At 71.8% G+C, this 18,464-nt stretch carries 17 protein-coding genes; 2 read left to right on the forward strand and 15 right to left on the reverse strand.

The genetic code is table 11. The features are described 5' to 3' along the window. From ACWF9Z_RS25670 to folC, 13 genes are all read right to left on the reverse strand, one after another. A partial coding sequence (locus ACWF9Z_RS25670; protein WP_453605587.1) for a hypothetical protein occupies positions 1-503 on the reverse strand: 503 nt, incomplete at its 3' end. Between the two features lie 233 nt (positions 504-736). After that, positions 737-1,516: a TIGR03936 family radical SAM-associated protein gene (locus ACWF9Z_RS25675; protein ID WP_453605588.1), complete on the reverse strand. Its 780-nt coding sequence runs from the start codon at positions 1,514-1,516 to the stop codon at positions 737-739. A 126-nt stretch (positions 1,517-1,642) separates the two neighbouring features. Further along, positions 1,643-2,752 (reverse strand): hypothetical protein, encoded by a 1,110-nt coding sequence (locus tag ACWF9Z_RS25680; protein ID WP_453605590.1) that lies wholly within the window; start codon positions 2,750-2,752, stop codon positions 1,643-1,645. Between the two features lie 190 nt (positions 2,753-2,942). Continuing rightward, positions 2,943-4,868, reverse strand: coding sequence for a TIGR03960 family B12-binding radical SAM protein (locus ACWF9Z_RS25685; protein WP_453605592.1), 1,926 nt, complete (start codon positions 4,866-4,868; stop codon positions 2,943-2,945). Positions 4,869-4,939: 71 nt separating this feature from the next. Continuing rightward, a complete protein-coding gene (locus ACWF9Z_RS25690) occupies positions 4,940-6,457 on the reverse strand; it encodes a CYTH and CHAD domain-containing protein (protein ID WP_453605594.1) in 1,518 nt (505 codons plus the stop codon). 80 nt (positions 6,458-6,537) lie between these two features. Further along, entirely contained in the window at positions 6,538-7,737 is a 1,200-nt protein-coding gene (gene rodA / locus ACWF9Z_RS25695) for a rod shape-determining protein RodA (RefSeq protein WP_453605595.1), read from the reverse strand. Between the two features lie 15 nt (positions 7,738-7,752). Continuing rightward, positions 7,753-9,930, reverse strand: coding sequence for a penicillin-binding protein 2 (gene mrdA / locus ACWF9Z_RS25700; protein WP_453605596.1), 2,178 nt, complete (start codon positions 9,928-9,930; stop codon positions 7,753-7,755). A 13-nt stretch (positions 9,931-9,943) separates the two neighbouring features. Next, positions 9,944-10,648 (reverse strand): rod shape-determining protein MreD, encoded by a 705-nt coding sequence (mreD, locus tag ACWF9Z_RS25705; protein ID WP_453605597.1) that lies wholly within the window; start codon positions 10,646-10,648, stop codon positions 9,944-9,946. A 12-nt stretch (positions 10,649-10,660) separates the two neighbouring features. Further along, positions 10,661-11,602, reverse strand: coding sequence for a rod shape-determining protein MreC (gene mreC / locus ACWF9Z_RS25710; protein ID WP_453605599.1), 942 nt, complete (start codon positions 11,600-11,602; stop codon positions 10,661-10,663). Positions 11,603-11,766: 164 nt separating this feature from the next. Further along, a complete protein-coding gene (locus tag ACWF9Z_RS25715) occupies positions 11,767-12,786 on the reverse strand; it encodes a rod shape-determining protein (RefSeq protein WP_112453164.1) in 1,020 nt (339 codons plus the stop codon). A gap of 295 nt (positions 12,787-13,081) precedes the next feature. Next, positions 13,082-13,492: a nucleoside-diphosphate kinase gene (ndk, locus tag ACWF9Z_RS25720; RefSeq protein WP_356655578.1), complete on the reverse strand. Its 411-nt coding sequence runs from the start codon at positions 13,490-13,492 to the stop codon at positions 13,082-13,084. 213 nt (positions 13,493-13,705) lie between these two features. After that, positions 13,706-14,062 carry a DUF4233 domain-containing protein gene (locus ACWF9Z_RS25725; RefSeq protein ID WP_453605601.1) on the reverse strand — a complete coding sequence of 119 codons (357 nt, stop codon included), beginning with the start codon at positions 14,060-14,062 and terminating at the stop codon, positions 13,706-13,708. Positions 14,063-14,065: 3 nt separating this feature from the next. Beyond that, the gene (gene folC / locus ACWF9Z_RS25730) at positions 14,066-15,580 is read right to left on the reverse strand and encodes a bifunctional tetrahydrofolate synthase/dihydrofolate synthase (protein ID WP_453605603.1); all 1,515 of its coding nucleotides are present in this window, start codon (positions 15,578-15,580) and stop codon (positions 14,066-14,068) included. Positions 15,581-15,698: 118 nt separating this feature from the next. On the opposite strand from folC, the gene ACWF9Z_RS25735 reads away from it, so the two are divergent. Then, positions 15,699-16,748 (forward strand): rod shape-determining protein, encoded by a 1,050-nt coding sequence (locus ACWF9Z_RS25735; protein WP_453605605.1) that lies wholly within the window; start codon positions 15,699-15,701, stop codon positions 16,746-16,748. 69 nt (positions 16,749-16,817) lie between these two features. Here the strand turns inward: ACWF9Z_RS25735 and ACWF9Z_RS25740 are convergent, their stop codons facing one another. Both ACWF9Z_RS25740 and ACWF9Z_RS25745 read right to left on the reverse strand, forming a co-directional pair. Continuing rightward, a complete protein-coding gene (locus tag ACWF9Z_RS25740) occupies positions 16,818-17,966 on the reverse strand; it encodes a histidine kinase (protein WP_453605607.1) in 1,149 nt (382 codons plus the stop codon). Between the two features lie 143 nt (positions 17,967-18,109). After that, the gene (locus tag ACWF9Z_RS25745; RefSeq protein ID WP_453605609.1) at positions 18,110-18,283 is read right to left on the reverse strand and encodes a vitamin K epoxide reductase family protein; all 174 of its coding nucleotides are present in this window, start codon (positions 18,281-18,283) and stop codon (positions 18,110-18,112) included. Between ACWF9Z_RS25745 and ACWF9Z_RS25750 the strand changes: the two genes are divergently transcribed. After that, entirely contained in the window at positions 18,249-18,437 is a 189-nt protein-coding gene (locus ACWF9Z_RS25750; RefSeq protein WP_453605611.1) for a hypothetical protein, read from the forward strand. The two genes, ACWF9Z_RS25745 and ACWF9Z_RS25750, sit on opposite strands and share 35 nt — an antisense overlap. The last annotated feature ends 27 nt before the right edge of the window (positions 18,438-18,464 follow it).

Consider the following 18,464-nt stretch of genomic DNA (forward strand, 5'->3'; position numbering starts at 1 on the left):
GCCACGGGCGCCTCGGGAGCGGTCACGGCACGGGTGGCGCGGCGACGGGTACGGGCCGGGGCGGCGGCCGGAGCGGCCTCCTCGGCGGGAGCGGCCGGAGCGGCGGGCGCGGCCTCGGCGGCGGGAGCCTCCGGGGCGGTCACGGCGCGGGTGGCGCGGCGACGGGCACGCGGAGCCGGGGCGGCGGTCTCCTCGGCAGCGGCGGCGACGGGCGCGGCCGGAGCCTCCTCGACGACCGGCGCGGCCTCGGCCACGGGCGCCTCGGGAGCGGTCACGGCACGGGTGGCGCGGCGACGGGTACGGGCCGGGGCGGCGGCCGGAGCGGCCTCCTCGGCGGGAGCGGCTGCCACCACGGGTGCGGGGGCCGCCTCGGCGGCGGCTACGGGGCCACCGGGGGGACCGGCCGGCCGGGAAGCGGCCCGCCGGCGCCTGCGCGGAGGCAGGTTGTCGCTGGGGCTGCCACTGTCGGCGGCGGTGGTGTTGTCGTTTTCGTTGTTGAGCATGCGGGGGTCTCCCGTCACGCTCCCGGGCGCCGCGGCTGACTTCCGGTCCGGCACGGCCACGCGTAATGAGCGCGGAGCCGGCCTCCGGGGCGCGTTCGCCACACGGGAGCTCAGTTCAATGGCCGCCGGTTCCGTACGTGGTAGTCCGTACGGCCTGGCGGAAGTCTTCAGGTCTGTGCGCGGCCCGACCCAGGTGGCTCCCGAGTACCAGGGCTGCGCGACGACGACGATCCTTACGCGGCGGGACCTTCCGGCGCCTTCGCGTCGGCGGTCACGGCCGCCGTGGATGGGGCGGTCGCGACAGCTTCGCGGTCGGGCGCGAGCGGGTCGGTCACCGTGCCGGACTCCTCGTCGAAGAGCCCCTGCGCCAGCCTGGTCACCGCAGCGGGGACCGGCGGCGTTAGGTCGGCCACAGCTCGGAGACCGGACAGGACGTCGTCGGGTCGCACGGCAGGTGTCAGATGCCGAACAACCAGGCGCAGTATCGCACAAGCATTGTCCAGGGGCCTATCAGCCGTTGCCGGAACCGTTTCCAGGGCCACCACGGCCCCACGCGTGTCGAAGGTCCGCATGCCGTTCTTGGTGCGGCGCTGGACCTCGACGGCCTCGGCGGCGAGGAAGGCCTCGACGGCGTTCGCGGCTTCCGCGGGCTCGACACCGTCCAGGCGCAGCTCCCACACGGAGGCGGCCAGCCGCTCGGCGAGGCCCGAGGTGCGGGCTTCGACGGCGTCGATGATGTCGAGGCCGACGGGCATCGAGTCGTCGAGCAGCTTGCGCAGGACCGCGGGGTCGCGGGGCTCCGCGAGGGCGATCTCCAGGTACTCGGCCTCACTGCCGGTCCCGGTCGGAGCGGCGTTCGCGTACGAGACGCGGGGGTGCGGGGTGAAGCCCGCCGAGTAGGCCATGGGTACCTCGGAGCGGCGCAGGGCCCGCTCGAAGGCACGCTGGAAGTCCCGGTGACTGGTGAACCGGAGGCGGCCGCGCTTGGTGTAGCGCAGACGAATGCGCTGCACCACCGGTGCGGGAGGCGGGCCTTCGGGCTGGCGCTTGCCCAGTGGTTCTTCTCCTTGTGCGGGGCTCCGCGGCTCGCGCGTCGCCCTGAGGTCTGTGGAGCCTGCCGGCTCGCCGTGCCCTCCGGCTCACCCTTGCTTGGACAAGGAGATCTCGGGGGCGGGCGTGTCGCCTGCGGCTGTGTTACTACCCAGAGTACGCGCCCGTGACCTCCCCGGTTCCCGGGACGGGCCGCCGAACAGCGCGCGGCGCACATCGTCCCGTGCCTCGCGCACCGCGAGGCGGGAGGCGCGCCAGATCTCGCCGGTGGCGCGGCCGACGGGAGCGATCGCCTGCCGGTGCACCGCGCGGACCGCGCGGCGGGCGGAGGTCCACACCGCGCGGACGGCGTGCCCGACGGGTGTGGCGATCCACCGGTACGCCCAGGCGGCGGGCCGCGCGACGAGCCCGCGCCACAGCAGGACGAGCCCGCGTCCGAGCGCCCGGCTCAGCCTCCCGGCGAGGTGCCAGGCACTGACGAGGAGTCGTCCCAGGGGCAGGAGCAGCCAGGCGTAGAGGCCCCGGCCGACCGGCGCGGCCACGTACCGGTACAGCGCCCGGACGGGCGCCACCAGCAGGTACCGCACCAGGCGGGTGACCAGCCAGGCGAGGCCCTGGCCGAGGGGCACCAGAACGTACCGCCCGGCCGGGACCATGACGAACCGCCAGAGCCCGGTCCACGGCCAGACGAAGAGCGCCATCCCCAGTGCCCAGCCGGCCCACTTGAGGCCCACGCCGACCGGCCGGAGCGCGTGGGCGTACACGGCGCGTACGAGCCGGGCGGCGCCCTGCCCGACGGGCCGGAGCACGTACGCGTACACACCCCGTCCGAGCCGGGCGATCCCCTGCCCGACGGGCCGGAGCACGTACGCGTACACACCCCGTCCGAGCCAGGCCAGCCCCTGCCCGGCCGGAACGGCGACGAACCGCCAGAGGCCGGCCCAGGGCCAGTAGAAGACCGCCTTCACCAGGATCTCCGTCACCAGCCCGAGCCCGCGCAGCACGGGCAGCAGCACCCGTCGCCAGAGCGGCCCGAGGACCGTCCGGTTGAGCGTCCGCGCGGCGGCGACGAGCAGGTCCCACACCACCCGCACGGGCAGCACGAGCAGCACCGCCACGATCTTCACGGGAATCCGGACCATCCCGGCCAGGCAGCCGTCGCCGTCGCCCTGCGCGGGCCGCGACTCATCGAGTTCCATGACGGTAAGGACACGCCACGGCCCCGCGCCGTTGCACCACGGGCGCCCTCGGTCGGCGGATCCCGGGGCCGCGGGCCAACGGGTGGGCGGCTCCGGCTGTTTGGCGCGCGTCCCGGCCTCGCCGGGCGCGCATGACGATGCCCCCGCCGTTTCCGGTGGGGGCATCGTCGGGGCGGGACTCAGCCCGGGGTCACTTCACGACCGTGAGGGGCAGCAGCTTCTTGCCCGTGGGGCCGATCTGGATGTCGAGGTCGAGCTGCGGGCACACGCCGCAGTCGAAGCACGGGGTCCAGCGGCAGTCCTCGACCTCGGTCTCGTCGAGGGCGTCCTGCCAGTCCTCCCAGAGCCAGTCCTTGTCGAGACCGGAGTCCAGGTGGTCCCAGGGCAGGACCTCCTCGTAGGTGCGCTCGCGGGTCGTGTACCAGGCCACGTCCACGCCGTACGCGGGCAGGGTCTGCTCGGCCGCGCGCATCCAGCGGTCGTAGCTGAAGTGCTCGCGCCAGCCGTCGAAGCGGCCGCCCGACTCGTACACGGCGCGGATGACGTCGCCGACGCGGCGGTCGCCGCGCGAGAGCAGGCCCTCGACGACGCCCGGCTTGCCGTCGTGGTAGCGGAAGCCGATGGAACGGCCGTACTTCTTGTCCGCGCGGAGCTTGTCGCGGAGCTTGCCCAGACGGGCGTCCGTCTCCTCCGCCGACAGCTGCGGCGCCCACTGGAACGGGGTGTGCGGCTTGGGCACGAACCCGCCGATGGACACCGTGCAGCGGATGTCGTTCTGACCGGAGACCTCGCGGCCCTTGGCGATGACGTTGACCGCCATGTCGCCGATCTGGAGCACGTCCTCGTCGGTCTCGGTCGGCAGGCCGACCATGAAGTACAGCTTCACCTGGCGCCAGCCGTTGCCGTACGCCGTGGCGACGGTCCGGATCAGGTCCTCTTCCGAGACCATCTTGTTGATGACCTTGCGCATGCGCTCGGAGCCGCCCTCGGGGGCGAAGGTCAGGCCGGAGCGGCGGCCGTTGCGGGTCAGCTCGTTGGCCAGGTCGACGTTGAAGGCGTCCACGCGGGTCGACGGGAGGGACAGGCCCACCTTGTCTTCCGTGTAGCGGTCGGCCAGGCCCTTGGCGATGTCGGCGATCTCGGTGTGGTCCGCCGAGGACAGCGACAGCAGGCCGACCTCTTCGAAGCCCGTCGCCTTGAGGCCGCGCTCCACCATTTCGCCGATGCCGGTGATGCTTCGCTCCCGTACGGGACGCGTGATCATGCCGGCCTGGCAGAAACGGCAGCCGCGGGTGCAGCCGCGGAAGATCTCCACGGACATGCGCTCGTGGACGGTCTCGGCGAGCGGGACCAGGGGCTGCTTGGGGTAGGGCCATTCATCGAGGTCCATGACGGTGTGCTTGGACACGCGCCACGGCACGCCGGAGCGGTTCGGGACGACGCGGCCGATGCGGCCGTCCGGCAGGTACTCGACGTCGTAGAAGCCCGGCACGTAGACGCCGCCGGTCTTCGCGAGCCGCAGGAGGACCTCTTCGCGGCCGCCCGGCCGGCCCTCGGCCTTCCACGCGCGGATGATCTCGGTCATGTCGAGGACGGCCTGCTCGCCGTCGCCGATGACCGCGCAGTCGATGAACTCCGCGATCGGCTCGGGGTTGAAGGCCGCGTGGCCGCCCGCGAGCACGATGGGGTGGTCGAGCGTCCGGTTCTTGGCCTCCAGCGGGATGCCCGCCAGGTCCAGGGCCGTCAGCATGTTGGTGTAGCCGAGCTCGGTGGAGAAGGAGAGCCCGAAGACGTCGAAGTCCCCGACCGGACGGTGCGAGTCGACGGTGAACTGGGGCACCTTGTGCTCGCGCATCAGCTCTTCGAGGTCCGGCCACACGCTGTACGTGCGCTCCGCGAGCACGCCCTCGCGCTCGTTGAGCACCTCGTACAGGATCATGACGCCCTGGTTGGGCAGGCCGACCTCGTACGCGTCCGGGTACATGAGCGCCCAGCGCACGTCGGCGCTGTCCCAGGGCTTGACGGTCGAGTTGAGCTCACCGCCGACGTACTGGATCGGCTTCTGGACGTGCGGAAGCAAAGCCTCGAGCTGAGGGAAGACCGATTCGGTCATCACGCGACTTTCTGGAGCGGGCAGGGGGCGACTCTCAAGCGTACCCCGAGGCCCGGCGGCCTCCCGCCCGAAGATCAGCCGCGCAGTGCGGCCGCCCGAGCAGCGGTTCCCGCCCACATCTCGGGCAGTTCCCGCTCGCGGCGGTCGGACAGCGCCTCCTCGCGGGCGAAGAGCACGCCCCAGGTGAAGGAGGACTCCCCCGCCCCGGCCGCCTGGACCGCGAGCCCGCGCAGGGCCGCGCGCGCGACGACGCTGTCCTGGTGGTCGCCGAGCAGGCTCTGGACCGCTTTCACCCCCTTGGCCAGGCGCCGGGCGGGCTTGCCCAGGGCCGGGGCCGCCGCCTCCGCCGCGTACCGGGCCCGCTTCGCGGCCTTGCGGGCCTCGTGCAGGGCCAGGTCGCGGGCCTGGCCCGGATCGATGGCCAGCGCGCCCTCGATCCGGCCGGCGAGGCGTTCGTAGTCGCCGATGACCGCCGCGGGCAGCGCCGTCCCGGCGGGCCGGCCGGCGGCCTTCAGCAGCGGCGGGTCGGCCAGCAGGGCGTCGAGGGCGTTCAGCAGGGCCACGTAGCGCCTGCTGTCGAGGGCGGCGAGCACCGTGCGGCGCGAACCGGTGCGGCGGGCGGTGTTCCAGATCTTGAGGCGGCCGCGGACCGGGCCCAGCTGCAGGGTCACCGGGAGTTCGCCCAGCCGGGTCTGGATCCGCGCCAGCAGCACCTCCTGGTCGCGGTCGACCCCGAGCTCGGCGGCGAGCCAGCGCAGCTCCTCGCCGACCGGGCCGGTGACGGCGGGATCCAGGAGCCGGCGGTAGGTCTTGAAGGCGCTGCGCAGCCGCCGGGTGGCGACGCGCATCTGGTGGACGGAGTCGGGCAGGCCCCGGCGTACGGCGGGGTCCTGGGCGATCAGGGTGTCGCGCTGTTCGCGCAGGTATCCCAGGACGCAGGCGCCCGCCGTGCCCTCGGGGGCGTCGGTCTCGGCCCGGACCGGAGGCTCGGCGGAGGTCTCGGTGAGCGCGCGGGCCAGCTTGGAGGGGGCGGCGGAAACCCGCAGGCCGGCCTTGCGGAACGTCTTCTCGACGGCGTCCAGCAGTGCCGGGTCGACGCCGTCGGCGAGTTCCACCTCGACCTCGGTCCAGGCGGCGGTGGCGTCCGCGCGCTCGGCCCGGACCGCGTCGGTGGACAGCTCCGCGAGGAGGGCGCCGTCGGCGTCCAGGAGGTGGCTGATCCGGCGCGAGGACAGCAGCCTGACCTGCGGTTCCAGGGGCCTGTCGCGGATCCGGGAGCGGAGCAGGACGGCGAGCGAACGGGGGACGGTGTCGCTGAGGGCGGCCGTGATCTCGTCGCGCACCCCGGGGGACACCGGAAGTTTCAGGTGCCACCCCGCGTCCTTGCCGCCGGTGCGCCGCCGCAGGGTGAGCCCGTCGGCGGCGAGCCGCTGGTCGTGGGTGTCGTAGTAGACGGCGTCGAGGTCCACGGTGCCCTGGTCGGTGACGGCCGCGACGGCGGCCGTGCCGGTCAGGTCCGGTACCCCGCGCCGGGCCCGCTTGGCCGTGGAGAACTCGAACTTCCGCTCGATCTCACGCTTCGTGTCCGCCATGAACCGAATTTAGTCCTGAACGGGCGGCAACGTGAAGGCGAACGGGCAAAGCGGCCGAAAGCGGCCCCCCTGGCGGCGGGTCAGGCCGACATCGGCCGCTGCACCCTGATCGACTGGAGCAGTCCGATGGCCACCCAGACGGCGAACATCGACGATCCTCCGTACGACACGAACGGCAGCGGGAGCCCCGCCACCGGCATGATCCCCAGCGTCATCCCGATGTTCTCGAAGGCCTGGAAGGCGAACCAGGCGATGATCCCGGCGCACACGATCGTCCCGTACAGCTCGGTCGTCTCGCGGGCGATCACGCAGGCCCGCCACAGGATGACGCCCAGGAGGACGAGGATCAGACCGGCTCCGACGAAACCGAGCTCCTCCCCCGCCACCGTGAAGACGAAGTCGGTCTGCTGCTCCGGCACGAACTGGCCGGTGGTCTGCGAGCCGTGGAAGAGCCCGGATCCGGTGAGTCCGCCGGAGCCGATCGCGATCCGCGCCTGGTTGGTGTTGTAGCCGACGCCCGCGGGGTCGAGCTCCGGGTTGGCGAAGGCCGCGAAGCGGTTGATCTGGTACTCGTCGAGGATCCCGAGCTGCCAGATGAGGATGGCGCCGGCCGCGCCCGAGCCGAGGAGGCCGAGCACCCAGCGGTTGGAGGCGCCGGAGGCGAGCAGCACGCCGAGCACGATGACGACCATGACCATGACGGAGCCGAGGTCGGGCATCAGCATGGTGATGCCCATGGGGGCGGCCGCGAGGCACAGCGCCTTGACGACGGTGCGGTGGTCGGGGTGGGCGAGGTCGCCCGCGTCGACCCGGGCCGCGAGCAGCATCGCCATGCCCAGGATGATCGTGATCTTCACGAACTCGGAGGGCTGGAGCGAGAAGCCGCCGCCGATCACGATCCAGGCGTGGGCGCCGTTGATGGTGGCGCCGAGCGGGGTGAGCACGGCGAGGATCAGCACCAAGGAGAGGCCGTAGAGGATCGGCACGGCGCCGCGCAGGGTCCGGTGGCCGAGCCAGACGGTGCCGATCATCAGCACGAGGCCGATGCCGGTGTTCATGGCGTGCCGGAAGAGGAAGTAGTACGGGTCCCCGTTGTTCAGCGAGGTGCGGTTGCGCGTGGCCGACCACACCAGCAGGGAGCCGAGGAGGGAGAGGGCGAGCGCGGAGAGGAGTATCGGCCAGTCGAGCCGGCGCACCACGGAGTCGCGCGCGGTGAGCTTGGCCATCGCCCCGCGTTCCGGCGCGTACCGGGATACGGAGAACTTGTTCGCGGTCTGCATGTCGGGTCTCGGTCCTCAGTCCTGGCGCGCGGCGGGTGGGGCGGGGGGCCCGGCGAGCGCGGGCGGTGCCAGTTCCTCGGGGGACGGCGGCACGTACGGGGTGATGTCCGGGGCCTCGATGGAGCCGTCGGGCAGGATCCTGGGCAGTTTCGCCTCCGGCTTGAGCAGCAGGGCCTTCTTCGGGTCCTGGACCCCGGACATGGTGAGCCCGTAGATGGCGTTGTAGACGTTGCGCACCGCGGGACCGGAGGCGCCGGAGCCGGTGCCGCCCTGGGAGATCGTCATCACGATCGTGTAGTCGTCGGTGTACGTGGCGAACCAGGAGGTGGTCTGCTTGCCGTAGACCTCCGCGGTACCGGTCTTGGCGTGCATGGGGATCTCCTTCTGCGGCCAGCCGCCGAAGCGCCAGGCGGCGGTGCCGCGGGTGGCGACGCCCTCCAGCGCGGCGGCCATCTTCTGCCGGGTGACCTCGGTCATCGGCAGCCTGCCGTGGGCCTGCGGCTTGATCTCTTCGATCCTCTTGCCGTCGGCGGAGACGATGGCCTTGCCGATGGTCGGGTTCCACAGGGTGCCGCCGTTGGAGATGGCCGCGTAGATGGTCGCCATCTGGATCGGGGTGACGAGGGTGTCGCCCTGGCCGATGGAGTAGTTGACGGCGTCACCGGCGCGCATGAGGTTGCCCTCGAGGCAGTTCTCGTAGGACAGCAGCTCGACGTAGGTGCCGCCCTTCTTGCCGGTCTTGCACCACACGTCCTTGTTGGCCTGCCAGAACCGCTGCTTCCAGGCGCGGTCGGGGACACGGCCCTTCTCCTCGCCCGGCAGGTCCACGTGGGTCTCGGCGCCGAGGCCGAACTGGTGGGCGGTCTTGTAGAAGACCTCGGCCGGGCTCTTCTTGGGATGGAGTCCGCCGTCCTTGATCCACTGCTGGTGGCCGAGGGCGTAGAAGACGGTGTCGCAGGAGACCTCGAGGGCCCGGCCGAGGGTGATCGAGCCGTGGCCCTGGGACTCGAAGTTCTTGAAGACCTGGCCGCCGATGGAGTACGAGCTCGGGCAGGGGTACTCGCCGTCGAACTTGTATCCGGCGTTGACCGCGGCCGCGGTCGGGATGACCTTGAAGATGGAGCCCGGGGCGGCCTGCCCCTGGATCGCCCGGTTCATCAGCGGGACGTTGGACTCCTTGGCGGTGAGCTTGGCGTAGTCCTTGCCGGAGATGCCGCCGACCCAGACGTTCGGGTCGTAGCTCGGGTTGGAGGCCATCGCCACGACCCGGCCGGTCTTGGACTCCAGGACGACGATGGCGCCCGCGTCGGCCTTGTAGGGGACGCCGGTGTTGCGGTCGATCTGCTTGCGCGCCTCCACCATGGCCGCGTTGAGCTCGAACTCGGCGACCCCTTGGACACGGGCGTCGATGCTGGTGACGAGGTGCGCGCCGGGAACGGCCGGGTCGTTCCTGGCCTGGCCGATGACCCGGCCGAGGTTGTCCACCTCGTAGCGGGTGACGCCCGACTTCCCGCGCAGCTCCTTGTCGTACGTGCGCTCGATGCCGAAGCGGCCGACCTGGTCGGAGCGCAGGAACGGCGAGTTGGTGTCCTTCGCCTTGACGATCTCGCCGTCGGTGACCGGGGAGAGGTAGCCGAGGACCTGTCCGGTGTTGGCGCCGCCCGGGGCCGGGTAGCGGCGTACGGCCGTGGGCTCGGCGGTGATCCCGGGGAAGTCCTCGGGGCGCTCGCGGATCTGGAGGGCCTGCTGGGTGGTGGCCTTGTTGGTGACCGGGATCGGCTGGTACGGGGAGCCGTTCCAACAGGGCTGCGGGGTCTGGTTGTCGCAGAGCCGGACCTTGTCGGCGACGTCCCGCGGCTTCATGTCGAGTACCCCGGCGAGCCGGGCGAGCACCGCCTTGCCCCGGTCCTTCATCTTCATCAGCTCGGTGCGGCTGGCCGAGACGACGAGGCGGGTCTCGTTGTCGGCGAGCGCGACCCCGCGGGCGTCGAGGATCGAGCCGCGCACGGCCGGCTGGACCACCTGCTGGACGTGGTTGTTCTTCGCCTCGTCGGAGTACTCGTCGCCGTTGCGGATCTGGAGGTACCAGAGGCGTCCGCCGAGGGTGAGCAGCAGGGAGAAGACGAGGACCTGGATGATCACGAGCCGGATCCGCACCCGGGAGGTACGGCCGGTGTCCGGAATGTTGGTCACGGGGACTCCTCCCTCACAGCTTCTTGACGCTCTTCACACCCTTGATTCCCTTGACGCCCTTTATGCGGCCGGCCCGGTTGGCGCGGCTTCGGGCGGTCTTCATCCGCAGGCCGCCGCGCTGGCTGCCGATCCGCAGCCCGGTGCCGCCGGCCAGCCAGCCGGAGGCGAAGTCCTTGCCCGCCGGGGGTCCGCCGTTGGCGTCGACGGCCATCGGGTCGTTCTCGGCGCGGCGGGCCAGGGCCATGATGAACGGCACGGTGAAGGGCGCGAGCAGCAGGTCGTAGAGGACCGCGGTGAACAGCAGCCCGGTCAGGCCGACGTGGCGGGCGGCGGTGTCGCCGACCAGTGCGCCGACGCCCGCGGAGAGCAGGGTGGAGGCGAAGGCGGCGCCGACGACGGTGAGCATCGGGCCCCAGGCGGAGCGGAACCGCCCCGTGTCGGGGCGGACCAGGCCGGCGACGTAGCCGATGACGCACAGCACGAGCGCGTAGCGGCCGGCGGCGTGGTCGGCGGGCGGGGCCAGGTCGGTGAGGAGGCCGGCGGCGAAGCCGATGAGGGCGCCGCTGACGCTGCCGTACACGAGTGCGAGGGCGACGACGGTGAGGAGGACCAGGTCGGGGACGGCTCCGGGCAGTTGGAGGCGGCCCAGGACGGAGACCTGGACGACGAGGGCGACCACGACGAGCGTGGCAGCGAGCAGGATCCGGTTGAAGCGCATGGTGATCGGCTCCTACTCGTCGGCCGGCTTGCCGGGCGCGCTGGCCGACGGGGTGACCGTGACGGTGACCGTCGGGATGGGCTTGGGCGCCTCCGGCTTGGGCGGCAGGACGGCGTCGCGCGGGTCCTCGCGCGGGGGCATCACCACGACGCCGACGATGTCCAGGCGCGAGAAGCCGACGAACGGGCGGACCCAGACGGTCCGGGTCAGGTCGCCGCGCGAGGGGTCGACCTTGACCACCTCACCGATCGGGACACCGGGGACGAAGGGCTTGTTGCCGCGCGAGCCGAAGGTGACGAGGCGGTCGCCGGGGTTGATCTTGGCCTTGCCGTTGAGCATCTGCACGGACAGCGCGCGGTCGCCCTGGCCGGTGGCGAAACCGAGTTCGCCGGTCTTCTCCAGACGGGTGCCGACCGTGAAGTCGGGGTCGTTGGCGAGGACCACGGTGGCGGTGTCGGGGCCGACGGTCGCGACGCGGCCGACGAGTCCGTCCCCGTTGAGGACGGTCATGTCGCGTTCGATGCCGTCCTTGCTGCCGGCGTCGATGGTCACGGTCCAGGAGAAACCCTGGGCCGCTCCTATGGCGATGACCTCGGCGCCCTTGATGCCGTACTGTCCGGCGCCCGCCCGCTTGAGCATCTCGTCCAGTTCGCGGATCCGGCTGCGGGTCTGGTCGTCACTGCCCAGCTTGGCCTTGAGCGCCGCGTTCTCGCGCTCCAGCCCGGCGATGCGGTTGTGCCGCTCCCCGGAGTCCCGTACCGCCCCTATGGCGTTGGCGACCGGGTCGACCCCTTTGGCCACGCCCTTCTCGACCGGCCCGAAGACCGCTGCGGCGGCCTGCCGGGCACCGTCGACCGGCGAGTCCTCGCCCGTCCTGATGTCCACCGTGATCAATGCGAACGCGATGGCGATCAGAAGCACCAGGAGCAGCCGGCTTTCTCGTGTGTCCCTCACGTGCGGCGGCCGTGCCTTCCTCATAGTGAACCGTGCGGCGAAGCCGCTCCGGTGGAGCCGGGGCTCGAACCGGACCTTGCCTGTATATCAACGATCCGCCGCACGGGCCCGGTAGCACCCGTACGGCGGATCATTTGCGTTCCACCGCCCCTCGGCGGGCCGGATCAGCGTCGGGGCTGGGCGTCCAGGACCTGCTGGAGCGCCTCGAACTCCTCGACGCACTTGCCGGATCCGAGCGCGACGGAGTCGAGCGGATCCTCGGCGATGTGGATGGGCATGCCCGTCTCGCGGCGCAGTCGCTCGTCGAGGCCGCGGAGCAGGGCGCCGCCTCCGGTGAGGACGATGCCGCGGTCCATGATGTCGCCGGAGAGTTCGGGCGGGCACTTGTCGAGGGTGGTCTTGACGGCGTCGACGATGGCGTTGACCGGCTCCTCGATCGCCTTGCGGACCTCGGCGGCCGAGATCACGACCGTCTTCGGCAGGCCGGAGACCAGGTCCCGGCCGCGGATCTCGGTGTGCTCGTCCTTGTCGAGGTCGTAGGCCGACCCGATGGTGATCTTGATCTGTTCGGCCGTGCGCTCGCCGAGGAGGAGCGAGTACTCCTTCTTGATGTGCTGGATGATCGCGTTGTCCAGCTCGTCACCGGCCACCCGGATGGACTGCGCCGTGACGATTCCGCCGAGGGAGATGACGGCCACCTCGGTGGTGCCGCCGCCGATGTCCACGACCATGTTGCCGGTGGCCTCGTGGACGGGCAGCCCGGCGCCGATGGCCGCGGCCATGGGCTCCTCGATGATGTGCACCTGGCGGGCGCCGGCCTGCGTGGACGCCTCGATCACGGCGCGGCGCTCCACTCCCGTGATGCCGGAGGGTACGCAGACCACGACGCGCGGACGGGCCAGGTAGCGGCGCTTGTGGATCTTGAGGATGAAGTACCGGAGCATGCGCTCGGTGATCTCGAAATCGGCGATCACGCCGTCTTTGAGGGGCCGAACGGCGACGATGTTGCCGGGCGTGCGCCCGATCATCTTCTTCGCTTCGGTGCCGACCGCCAGGATGCCGCCGGTGTTCGTGTTGATGGCGACCACGGACGGCTCGTTCAGGACGATTCCCCGGCCCCTCACGTACACCAGCGTGTTGGCGGTCCCGAGGTCGATCGCCATGTCACGGCCGATGAACGACATGTAGTTCCCCTTGTTCCCCATGAGGAGCGTCTGGCCTTCCAGTTGATAGCAGTTGCTGTCAGGTCGGCGAGGTGGGTGTGTGGGTGGAAGCCCCATCGTAGTGCCGGGAGTACGGACACCGCGCGACGGGACTCCGGCAATCCCGCCGGAACGGATACCCGCCCCCTAGTGGTGACGTTGCGTCCTGTCCATGCGTTCCCCGAAATTACCGGTAATACCAAAGGGCGACCGAAATTACTTCGGTCGCCCCAGGTCACTAGCGCTATTCGGCTGATGTTCCGTCAGGAAAGAGTGATCAGAGCGACGGGAAGAAAAGCTTCAGCTCGCGCTCGGCGGACTCCTCGGAGTCCGAGGCGTGGATGAGGTTCTCCCGGGTGACGGTACCGAAATCACCCCGGATGGAACCGGGCGCCGCGGCGATCGGGTCAGTGGGTCCGGCCAGCTGGCGGACACCCTCGATCACGCGTTCCCCTTCGACGACCAGGGCCACGACCGGGCCACTGGCCATGAAGCCCATGAGCGGCTCGTAGAAGACCTTGCCCTTGTGCTCGCCGTAGTGCGCTTCCAGGGTCTCCTGGTCCAGCGTGCGCAGCTCCAGCGCGGGAATGGTCCAGCCGGCCTTCCGCTCGATGCGGCCGACGATCTCGCCGATCAGGCCCCGACGGACGGCGTCGGGCTTGAGCAGGACGAGCGTGCGCTGGGTCATGTGGGTAACTCCTTGCGGCATACGGGTGCGGTCCGACGAGGCTACAGGGGCCCGGAGCCCCGCCGTACGGGGCCTTCCCCGGGCCGGGCGCCACTTCGGCGGCCGGGCGCCACTTCGGCGGCGGCGCCCTGGGCCGATCGGGTCAAGGCCCGGCGGGGCTAGGCCGATCGGGGCAGGGCGGGCAGGCGTCGCCCGGCCCGGCCCCGTCGGCGCCTACGCCTCCGCGGCGGCGGGCGTCTCGGCCTGCGCGGCCGCCCAGCGGGCCTTGATGACGTCGATCCGGCGCCCGTAGTGGACCGAGCACCACCACAGGCCCGCGAACACCACGCCCAGGATGAACATCATCGGGACCACGAGGCCGCTCAGGATCAGCCCGATCTGCAGGGCCCAGCCGATCTGCACGGCCCCCGGGCGGGACAGCATCCCGCACAGCAGCACCGACAGCAGCATCCCGAGCCCGCAGACCGTCCAGACCACGGCCTGGCTCAGGTCGCCCTTCATGGCGACCAGCCCCGCGAAACCGATCACGAAGAACTCGCCGATCAGCGTCGAAGCACACAGCGTGCGCATCCCTCAGCCCCTCTTCAGCAGCAGGCGGGCCTCGCCCACCGTGATCACGGACCCGGTCACCAGGACCCCGGCCCCTCCGTACTCCGCCTCTTCCTCCGCCAGGGTGATCGCCGCCTCCAGGGCGTCGTCCAGCCGCGGCTCCACCTGCACCCGGTCCGGTCCGAAGACCTCGACCGCGATGGCCGCCAGTTCGTCGGCGGACATCGCCCGGTGGCTGGTGTTCTCCGTGACCACGACCTCGGCGAAGATCGGCTCGAAGGCCTCCAGGAGCCCGCGCACGTCCTTGCCCTCGCTCGCGGCCACGACCCCGATGAGCCGGCTGAAGCCGAAGGCCTCGGTGACCGCCTCGGCCGTGACCTGCGCCCCGGCCGGGTTGTGCGCCGCGTCCAGGACCACCGTCGGGCTGCGCCGCACGACCTCCATGCGGCCCGGCGAGGTCACCGAGGCGAAGGCCTTGCGGACGGTGTCCGCGTCCAGCACCCGCGCGTGGTCCGCGCCGATCCCGAAGAAGGCCTCGACCGCGGCCAGCGCCACGGCCGCGTTGTGCGCCATGTGGGCGCCGTACAGCGGCAGGAAGATCCCGTCGTACTCGCCGCCCAGCCCGCGCAGCGTCAGCTGCTGGCCGCCGACCGCGACCTCACGGGTGACGACGCCGAACTCCATGCCCTCGCGGGCCACCGTCGCGTCGACCTCGACGGCCTTCTTCAGCAGCACCTGCGCCGCGTCCACCGGCTGCTGCGCCAGGATCACGGTGGCGCCCTGCTTGATGACCCCGCTCTTCTCCACCGCGATCTCGCCGGGCGTGGAGCCGAGCCGGTCCGTGTGGTCCAGGCTGATCGGGGTGACCACGGCGACCGCGGCGTCGATCACGTTGGTCGCGTCCCAGGTGCCGCCCATGCCGACCTCGACCACGGCCGCGTCCACCGGCGCGTCCGCGAACGCCGCGTACGCCATGCCGGTGAGGACCTCGAAGAACGACAGCCGGAACTCCTCGGCCGCGTCCACCATCTCCACGTACGGCTTGATGTCGTGGTAGGTCTCGACGAACCGCTCGGCGGAGATCGGCGCCCCGTCCAGGCTGATCCGCTCCGTGACCGACTGCACGTGCGGGCTCGTGTAGCGGCCGGTGCGCAGCTCGAAGGCGTTCATCAGCACCTCGATCATGCGGGCGGTGCTCGTCTTGCCGTTGGTGCCGGTGATGTGGATGGAGGGGTACGCGCGCTGCGGCTCGCCGAGGACGTCCATCAGCGCGGCGATCCGCGTGACGGAGGGCTCCAGTTTCGTCTCGCCCCACCGCCCGGCCAGCTCCTGCTCCACCTCCCGCAGCGCTTCGCTCACCTGGGGGTCGGCGGGCACGTCGGGCACCGGGTCGCCCTGGGGTGGACCGGCGTGCGCGCGCAGGGTGCGGCTGCCCGCAGCGATCACCGCCAGGTCGGGGTCGCGGTCGGACTCTTCCGCCACGATCTGGTCGAACTCGTCGAAGCTGTCATCGTGGCTCTCGGGCTGCTGCTCACTCACGGGACCCAGTCTACGGACGAGGGGCGGCGGGACTTTCGGCCTGGTCGCTTCGGGGCCTTCGGCGGCGGAGGTGACCTGATCGTCATGCAAGCCTTGCGGACAGGAGATAGGGGAATGAATGCCGCAGGCCAGCACCAACAAGACAGCTTCCAGCCGCGACATAGGGATAGACCTGGGAACCGCCAACACCCTCGTCTACGCACGGGGGCACGGCATCGTCCTGAATGAGCCGTCCGTGGTCGCGGTCAAGGCCGGTACGACCACCGCCCTGGCCGTCGGCGCCGAGGCCAAGGAGACCATCGGCCGCACCCCCGGCTCCATCACCGCGATCCGCCCGCTCAAGGACGGTGTGATCTGCGACTACGAGGCCGCCGAGGAGATGATCCGGCACTTCGTCCGCAAGGCCGTCCCCGGCCGGCGCGTCCGCACCCGGATGGTGATCTGCGTGCCCTCCGGGGTCACCCCGGTCGAGCGGCGGGCCATCATCCACGCCTCCACCCGGGCCGGCGCCAGGACCGTGCACCTGATCGAGGAGCCGATGGCCGCGGCGATCGGCGCCGGACTGCCGGTGTCCGAAGCGCGCGGCTCGATGGTCGTCGACATCGGCGGCGGCACCTCCGAGGTCGCCGTCATCTCCCTGGGCGGCATCGTCACCGCCCAGTCCCTGCGCGTCGGCGGGGACCGGCTGGACGGCGCGATCATGGACTACGTCCGCAAGGAGCACGCCCTGCTCATCGGCGAACGCACCGCCGAGGACATCAAGATCGCCATCGGCTCGGCCTGGCCCGTGCCGGACCGGCCGGAGCTGGAGACGCGCAGCTTCACCGTCCGGGGCCGCGAGAAGGTCGGCGGCATGCCCAAGAGCCTCCAGCTCGGAGCGGCCGACGTCCGCGCGGCCCTCGACGAACCCGTCGAGGCGATCATCGCGGCCTTGCGCACCACCCTCGAGGAGTGCCCGCCCGAGCTGTCCGGCGACATCATGGAGCACGGCATCGTCCTGACCGGCGGCGGTGCGCTGCTGCCCGGCCTGGACCTGCGGATGGCCTACGCCACCGGGATCCCCGTCTTCGTCGCGGACTCCCCGCTGGACTGCGTGGCCCTGGGCTCGGGCCGCTGCGTCGAGGACATGGACGCGCTCAGCAGCCTGCTGGCACCGGCGAAGGCCTGACGCCCGCGCCCGCGGGGACCGGCGAAGGCGGACGCCCGGCGCCCGCCAGGCGTCCGGCCGACGCCCGGTCTAGGCCTTCGGGAGGGTCGCGACGACCTCGTACGCGTCCTGCGTGCGGGTCGCCGTCAGGCTGCCGCCCAGGCTGCGCACGCGCTCCGACATGCTCGCGGTGCCCGAACCGGCGGAGACGGGCGCCCGGGTCGGATTGCGCTCCGGAAGCCCGTTGCTGACCGCGATCCGGAGCTGCGGGCCCTTCGCCGCTATCGAGACCTCGATGGTCTCGCCGCGGGCGTGCTTGGCCGCGTTGGTCAGGCATTCCTGCACCACCCGGTAGACCGCCGCCTGCCGCAGCGGCGACAGCCCGTGCGCCTCCGGATCCAGGTCGAGCCGTACGGGCGAACCCGCGCGCCCGCTCTCCTGCGCGAGCTCCTCCAGCCCCTCCACCCCCGGGGTCGCGGCCCGCTCCCCGCGCTGCACGATGATCTCGTTCAGCACCAGGTGCGCCCGGCGCGCGGTGTCGGCCAGCTCCTCGAAGTCCTTCGCGTACGCCGTCTCGCGCGCCCGCATCGACAGCACCTCGGAGCGGACCGTGAGCAGGGTCAGCTCCCGCCCCACGAAGTCGTGGACGTCACGGGCGACCGAGGTGCGCTCCTCCTGGACGGCCCGCAGGACCGCGGCCTCCGCGCGCCCCGTGTCGAGCTCGCGCACGAGGTCGTGCCGGTAGGCGGCGATGCCGACGGCCGAGGCGAGCACCCCGATGGGGACGACGAGGCTGAGGAACGAGCTCAGTGTCTCGATCCGCGGTTCGGGCCAGCCGGGTACGGCGAACACCATCAGCGCGAAGGCCACGTACCCGAGGGTGGCCAGGATCCCGGTGCGGCGCCCGCGGTAGCGGCCCACGGAGTAGAGCGCGAACTGGATCAGGGTGAGTTCGTGGAGCCAGCCGATGAAGAGGAGCGCGGTGAGGTAGGAGACCCAGGGCGCGCGCCGGCGCACCAGCAGGCCGAGGCAGCCCGCGGCGAGCACGACGGCGGCGAGCGGGCCGGTGAGGGAGTTGTCCGCGGCGGCGAGGCCCGGCAGGTCCAGGGCCATCAGGGCGAAGCAGCTGCCCGCCGCGAGGACGTCCATCGCCCGGGGCGAGCCGGCCCAGCCCTCGGCGAACCGGCGACCGGCGGCCAGGGCCCGGTGGAACGCCGGGACGACGGGCTTCACGTGCATGCCTTCCATCATCCGTGGTCACCATCGTGGATCCGATCCGCCGACGCCGCCCATAGCGTGATATGCGGCACTTTGGACGGTCCGGTCATGGCCGGAAGGCCCTGCCGCGGGGGCGCCCGGTTTCGTAGCGTAGGAGAAAAATGTCACCCGAACAGCCCCGTCCCGTCGGCTCCGGCCAGGTGCCGGGTGACGTACCAGAACAGCGGGATCATCACCGCCCAGACGTCACACCACGGGCACAGCGCCCCGATCGCGTACAGGCACTGGCCGATCAGCCACAGCGTGAAGCCGAACCCCGCCGCGGCCCCGGCCCACACCCCGCGCCACAGCCAGCGCGGGAACGCCGCCCCGGCAACCAGGGCACCGGCCGGCTCCCGGCTGCGGGCGGTCCCGCACTGGCTGGTGCCGGTGGCCCTGTACGGGGTGGTCGCGGCGCTGGTCCTGACGAGGTTCGGCGGCCGCCTGCTGTGACGACGGCTCCCCCGCGGGGAACGGATA

Source organism: Streptomyces sp. NPDC054961, assembly GCF_053609145.1.

What these genes read in the sequence shown, in the direction of transcription:
- ACWF9Z_RS25680 (WP_453605590.1), bottom strand. Translation starts at nt 2,752, where the DNA reads ATGGAACTCGATGAGTCGCGGCCCGCGCAGGGCGACGGCGACGGCTGC.
- ACWF9Z_RS25690 (WP_453605594.1), bottom strand. Translation starts at nt 6,457, where the DNA reads ATGGCGGACACGAAGCGTGAGATCGAGCGGAAGTTCGAGTTCTCCACG.
- rodA (WP_453605595.1), bottom strand. Translation starts at nt 7,737, where the DNA reads ATGCAGACCGCGAACAAGTTCTCCGTATCCCGGTACGCGCCGGAACGC.
- mreD (WP_453605597.1), bottom strand. Translation starts at nt 10,648, where the DNA reads ATGCGCTTCAACCGGATCCTGCTCGCTGCCACGCTCGTCGTGGTCGCC.
- ACWF9Z_RS25715 (WP_112453164.1), bottom strand. Translation starts at nt 12,786, where the DNA reads ATGTCGTTCATCGGCCGTGACATGGCGATCGACCTCGGGACCGCCAAC.
- ndk (WP_356655578.1), bottom strand. Translation starts at nt 13,492, where the DNA reads ATGACCCAGCGCACGCTCGTCCTGCTCAAGCCCGACGCCGTCCGTCGG.
- ACWF9Z_RS25725 (WP_453605601.1), bottom strand. Translation starts at nt 14,062, where the DNA reads ATGCGCACGCTGTGTGCTTCGACGCTGATCGGCGAGTTCTTCGTGATC.
- ACWF9Z_RS25735 (WP_453605605.1), top strand. Translation starts at nt 15,699, where the DNA reads ATGCCGCAGGCCAGCACCAACAAGACAGCTTCCAGCCGCGACATAGGG.
- ACWF9Z_RS25740 (WP_453605607.1), bottom strand. Translation starts at nt 17,966, where the DNA reads ATGCACGTGAAGCCCGTCGTCCCGGCGTTCCACCGGGCCCTGGCCGCC.